Genomic DNA, 6079 nt, shown 5'->3' on the forward strand with positions numbered 1-6079 from the left:
GTATTGGTTAAGCGTATTGCACACCATTTAGCAGGTCGCCTGCCACCAAACGTATTAGTCGAAGATCTAATACAAGCCGGTATGATAGGCCTACTTGAAGCACAAAAAAATTATGATGGGAGTAAAGGTGCAAGCTTTGAAACCTACGCAGGAATTCGAATTCGTGGAGCTATGCTCGACGATATTCGGCGTGGTGATTGGGTTCCACGCTCGGTTCATAAACACAACCGAGAGATAACCCATGCAATTTCAGTTCTAGAAGGTGAGCTAAACCGAAACCCAACTGATACAGAAGTTGCGAAGTATTTAGGCATGTCGCTGGATCAGTACCATACTGTATTAACTGACATTAATTGCTCACGGATTGTCGGAATCGAAGATTTAGGTATTTCTGATGATGCAATTTCTCCTCTGGATGACGATGAAGACAACTCGCCATTTAAGGGAGTCGCCGATGAATCGTTTCGTAAAGCATTGGTTGAATCAATAAAATCACTTACAGAACGTGAAGCTTTGGTACTTTCGCTCTATTATGATGAAGAGCTAAACTTAAAAGAAATTGGTGAAGTTCTAGGTGTTAGCGAATCCCGCGTTAGCCAGATACTAAGCCAATCTATGCAGCGACTAAGAACGAAGTTAAGTTCTTGGACGCAAAATGACTAATATCACTGATTTCGAGCTCAGTGGAGGCAATTTTGAATAAAAACATGAAGATCCTTATTGTTGACGACTTTTCAACAATGCGCCGTATTGTTAAGAATCTACTTCGTGATTTGGGCTTCAATAATACCCAAGAAGCAGATGATGGCCTGACAGCGTTGCCTATGCTAAAGAAAGGTGATTTTGAGTTTGTGGTTACAGACTGGAATATGCCGGGCATGCAAGGCATCGATTTGTTGAAAAATATCCGAGCAGACGCAGAACTTAAGCATCTGCCTGTTCTGATGATCACCGCAGAAGCAAAACGCGAACAAATCATCGAGGCTGCTCAAGCAGGTGTGAATGGTTATATCGTAAAACCTTTTACTGCTGCTACGCTTAAAGAAAAACTGGATAAAATTTTCGAGCGTTTATAAAGCGTGTGGTCACAGACAAAAGGTGCTCTATTCATTTATGCGCGAAAAGGCTAATCGATGATTTCATTAGAACAAGCAAAAGAACTCGTTCAGCTACTGGAAAATGGACAGCAAGATCAGGCGAATCAACTCTTTAAAGAGACCTACGACAAAGCAAGCAATCCAATGCTGCAAGAAATAGGCACTTTGACAAGGGAACTGCATGAATCGCTCAAACAGTTCAACCTTGATGAACGCATGGCTGAGATTGCAAATGACGAAATTCCAGATGCAAGGGATCGTCTTCAATATGTAATTGATAAAACGGAAGTAGCTGCGAATAAAACAATGGATGCAGTGGATCGATGTATGCCGATCGCTGACAGCCTTCACGAAGGTTTGTTAAAAGTGCGTCCACAATGGAATGAGTTGATGCATGGGCGTATTGATCTCATTGAGTTTAAAGCACTTTGTCACCGTATTGATGATCTACTATCACAAGTTGAAGGCAACAGCAGCGAATTGCGAGGTCAGCTAACTGAGATATTGATGGCTCAAGACTTTCAAGATCTCACTGGCCAAATAATTCGGCGTGTTATTACGCTGGTTAATGAAGTTGAGAAACGCCTAGTTGAGATTCTCACTGCCTTTGGGGCTAACCAAATAGAACAAAAAACAGACAAGAAGAACCCATCTATCGAACCTGAAGGTCCTATTTTGAACCCTCATGAAAGAGCCGATGCGGTTTCATCTCAAGACGAAGTCGATGATTTGTTATCGAGTCTTGGTTTTTAGGGGTAACGTATGAGCTACGAATTAGACGACGACATTCTTCAGGACTTTTTGGTTGAAGCAGGTGAAATTCTCGAATTGCTCTCAGAGCAATTGGTTGAACTTGAGAACAACCCCGAAGACAGGGAGTTATTAAATGCGATTTTCCGCGGTTTCCATACCGTTAAAGGTGGGGCCGGGTTTCTTGCCCTCACCGAGCTGGTTGAGACGTGCCACGGTGCCGAGAACGTATTTGATATCTTACGCAATGGCCAAAGAAGTGTAACATCGAGCTTGATGGATACGATGTTACGAGCTTTAGACACCGTTAACGCACAGTTTCGCGCTGTTCAAGATCAAGAACCCTTAGAGCCTGCAGATCCCGCTCTACTCGATGAACTTCATAAATTGTGTCGTCCTGCTTCTGAAGATGAAATTGACGAAGTGGAGCCTGTTATTGCTGAAGTTGAAGTCGAGGAAGAGGCCGCTATCGAAGCGCCTGAACCGGAAGTCATTCAACCAGTGGCCTCAAAGGCTGTCGCGTCAAATTCTATCGATGAAATCACGCAAGATGAATTTGAAAAACTGTTAGACGAATTACATGGCAAGGGCACCGCGCCTAATGCTCATTCTGAAAATGCCGCACCGGCGGCCCCAGCGCCTAAAGCCCCAAGTGCATCAGTGGCTGCTAGTGGTGACATTACGGATGACGAATTTGAAAAGCTGCTTGATGAACTGCACGGCGTAGGCAAAGCTCCAACCGTTGAACCCGCTCCTGAGGTTACAGCGAAACCAACTACTCCGCCTAAATCAACAGCGGCACCTAAAGCTTCTGCTGGTGGTGGCGATGATTTGATGACGGACGAGGAGTTTGAAAAGCTTCTTGACGAACTGCATGGCTCAGGAAAAGGGCCATTGCCAGAAGAGTTGGAAATGGCAACCAGACCTGCTTCTGAAAATGTGAAGCCAGCAGAGCCTATAAAACCAACAGAGACCGCAAAACCGAAAGCTGAAGCGGCGAAACCTACACCTGCTCCTCAGCCTAAAGTAACGGCTCCAGCCGCCTCTTCCCCGGCGAAAGCTCCGGTTGCAGTGGCTGAGAAAAAAGAAGTATCAGCACCTGCTGTGGCTAAAAAAGCGCAAACTCAGCCGGAAACAACAGTCCGTGTTGATACATCAACGCTCGACATCATTATGAACATGATTGGCGAATTGGTGCTAGTGCGTAACCGCTTGCTGAGTTTAGGGCTTAATAGCAACGACGAAGAGATGGCAAAAGCGGTGGCTAACCTTGATGTAGTTACTGCGGATTTGCAAGGCGCTGTTATGAAAACGCGCATGCAACCGATTAAGAAAGTGTTCGGTCGTTTCCCTCGCGTGGTTCGAGACCTTGCACGTACCCTGAAAAAAGACATCGTGCTTGAAATGCGCGGCGAAGAAACAGACCTTGATAAAAACTTGGTCGAAGCGCTTGCAGACCCATTGATCCACTTAGTGCGTAACTCAGTTGACCACGGCATTGAAATGCCTGATGTGCGTAGCAAATCTGGAAAGCCAAGCACGGGTAAAATCATACTCTCAGCTTCGCAAGAAGGTGATCATATTGAGCTAGCTATCGTCGATGACGGCGGCGGTATGGACCCAGATAAGCTGCGTAGTATTGCGGTTAAACGAGGCATGATGGATGAAGATGCGGCGTCGCGTCTCTCCAATAAAGAGTGTTTTAACTTAATCTTTATGGCGGGATTCTCCAGTAAAGAGCAAATTTCAGACATTTCTGGTCGTGGTGTTGGGATGGATGTTGTAAAAACAGCCATCAATACACTCAATGGCTCAATTGACATCGATTCTGAGATGGGCAAAGGGACTAAGATTACGATCAAAGTGCCGCTAACACTCGCTATCTTACCGACATTGATGGTTGGGGTCGCAGGGCATCCATTTGCTCTACCGCTTGCGAGCGTGAATGAAATCTTCCATCTTGATCTTAGCCGGACGAACGTCGTTGATGGACAATTGACCATCATAGTACGTAAAAAATCGATACCACTCTTCTACTTACAGAATTGGCTAGCACCTAAAGCGGGTAAAATAGAACTGCGTAAAGGTCATGGACATGTTGTTATTGTTCAGATTGGTAGCCAGCGAGTTGGTTTTGTGGTTGATACCTTAATTGGCCAAGAAGAAGTGGTAATCAAACCACTAGATAAGCTTCTTCAAAAAACACCGGGTATGGCTGGGGCAACGATTACCAGCGATGGACATATTGCACTAATACTAGATGTGCCAGATTTGCTTAAGCAGTATGCTGCTGCTTCCCGCATTTAAATGAGCACACAATATAAGGACACCCATGGCGATTAGAGTATTAGTCGTTGATGATTCGAGCTTTTTTAGACGGCGTGTGAGTGAAATTATTAACTCTGACACCCGTCTAGAAGTGATTGATGTTGCAACTAACGGTAAAGAAGCCGTAGAAAAAGCGAGAATCTTAAAGCCTGATGTCATCACAATGGATATTGAGATGCCAGTTATGGATGGCATTACTGCTGTCCGTGAAATTATGGCTGCGAACCCGATCCCAATCTTGATGTTCTCATCGCTGACTCATGATGGTGCCAAAGCAACGCTAGATGCTTTAGATGCTGGAGCGTTAGATTTCTTACCGAAAAAGTTTGAGGATATTGCCCGTAACCGTGATGAGGCTGTCGCTTTATTACAACAACGGGTTATTCAAATCGCGTCGAAAAAAGGGATGCTGAGAAGACCTTTGGTTTCACGCCCAGCGCCGAGCACATCGTCGCCGTTTGCCAATAGAACAGCGGCTACAACGGCGAGTACCCCTGCGCCGAAATCAATGGGCACATTGGCTCGCTTTAAAGCTACAGGTAAAAAATATCAGTTGACTGCTATCGGTACCTCTACAGGGGGCCCGGTTGCGTTACAAAAAATATTGACGAAGTTACCTGCGAATTATCCGCATCCGATCGTACTCATTCAACACATGCCTGCCACCTTCACTGCTGCATTTGCAAACCGGCTCAACTCACTGTGTAAAATTGAAGTGAAAGAAGCGGAAGATGGCGATGCATTGCGCCCAGGCGTTGCTTACTTGGCTCCGGGTGGTAAACAGATGATGATTGAGGGCCGTCCGGGTAGTGCAAAATTGCGCATTATCGATGGTGGTGAACGTATGAATTATAAGCCGTGTGTTGATATAACATTCGGTTCTGCGGCCAAGATCTATGCAGATAAAGTGCTGTCAATGATATTGACTGGTATGGGAGCCGATGGTCGTGAAGGGGCTCGAATGTTACAAGCCGCAGGGGCAACCATTTGGGCTCAGGATGAAGAAAGTTGCGTGGTGTATGGCATGCCGCAAGCTGTCGCAAAAGCGGGGATCTCGTCTGAAGATTTACCGTTAGAGCGTATATCAGAACGAATGTTAGTTGAAGTTGGCCTCGCATAAAGGAAGTTCAATGATTGTATGGAGTATTGCAAACCAAAAAGGCGGTGTGGGTAAAACAACCACAACGATTACGCTTGCCGGTTTGCTAAGTCAGCAAGGCAAAAGAGTGCTGTTGGTCGATACTGACCCTCACGCCTCGCTTACTACATACTTAGGTTATGATTCTGATGGCGTGCCCGTCAGCCTGTTTGACCTATTTCAGCAACGTGAGTTAACAGAGCAAAGCGTTACCCCTCTTATCCTAAAAACCGATGTTGAAGGCATTGACCTCATCCCTGCCCATATGTCTCTAGCCACTTTAGATAGAGTCATGGGCAACCGCAGTGGGATGGGGCTGATTTTGAAACGTGCGCTTCTTGCATTGCGCCATAATTATGACTACGTATTGATCGACTGTCCTCCAATCTTAGGGGTAATGATGGTTAATGCATTGGCCGCCAGCGATCGTATCTTAATTCCAGTGCAGACTGAGTTTCTGGCTATGAAAGGGCTCGAAAGGATGATTCGCACCTTAGCCATCATGCAAAAATCTCGTAGTCGATCGTTCAAAGTGACTATCGTACCGACTATGTACGACAAGCGAACCCGGGCTTCTTTGCAAACGCTGAATCAACTTAAAAAAGATTACCCAGAGCAAGTTTGGAGCTCTGCTGTACCTATAGACACCAAGTTTCGTGACGCGAGTTTAAAGCGCTTGCCTGCTTCTCATTTTGCTGAAGGTAGCCGTGGTGTTTTTGCTTATAAACAATTGCTGATTTATTTAGAGAGGCTAGCTATTGATGAG

6 protein-coding genes are annotated in these 6079 nt (G+C 45.5%); all 6 read left to right on the forward strand.

What is annotated here, in order from left to right; all coding sequences use genetic code 11:
• Positions 1-663: RNA polymerase sigma factor FliA (locus B9J84_RS08290; RefSeq protein WP_143698845.1), on the forward strand; the 663-nt coding region annotated here is incomplete at its 5' end.
• 44 nt (positions 664-707) lie between these two features.
• Positions 708-1076 (forward strand): chemotaxis response regulator CheY, encoded by a 369-nt coding sequence (gene cheY / locus B9J84_RS08295; RefSeq protein ID WP_033197405.1) that lies wholly within the window; start codon positions 708-710, stop codon positions 1074-1076.
• A gap of 57 nt (positions 1077-1133) precedes the next feature.
• Positions 1134-1850 carry a protein phosphatase CheZ gene (locus tag B9J84_RS08300; protein WP_017045236.1) on the forward strand — a complete coding sequence of 239 codons (717 nt, stop codon included), beginning with the start codon at positions 1134-1136 and terminating at the stop codon, positions 1848-1850.
• 9 nt (positions 1851-1859) lie between these two features.
• The gene (locus B9J84_RS08305) at positions 1860-4154 is read left to right on the forward strand and encodes a chemotaxis protein CheA (RefSeq protein ID WP_019281574.1); all 2295 of its coding nucleotides are present in this window, start codon (positions 1860-1862) and stop codon (positions 4152-4154) included.
• Positions 4155-4179: 25 nt separating this feature from the next.
• Positions 4180-5295 carry a chemotaxis response regulator protein-glutamate methylesterase gene (locus tag B9J84_RS08310; RefSeq protein WP_094123930.1) on the forward strand — a complete coding sequence of 372 codons (1116 nt, stop codon included), beginning with the start codon at positions 4180-4182 and terminating at the stop codon, positions 5293-5295.
• Positions 5296-5305: 10 nt separating this feature from the next.
• Positions 5306-6079 (forward strand): ParA family protein (locus B9J84_RS08315; RefSeq protein ID WP_026027244.1); only part of this gene is annotated, 774 nt, incomplete at its 3' end.

It is taken from the genome of Vibrio sp. V03_P4A6T147, from assembly GCF_002241085.1.
GTDB lineage: Bacteria > Pseudomonadota > Gammaproteobacteria > Enterobacterales > Vibrionaceae > Vibrio > Vibrio anguillarum.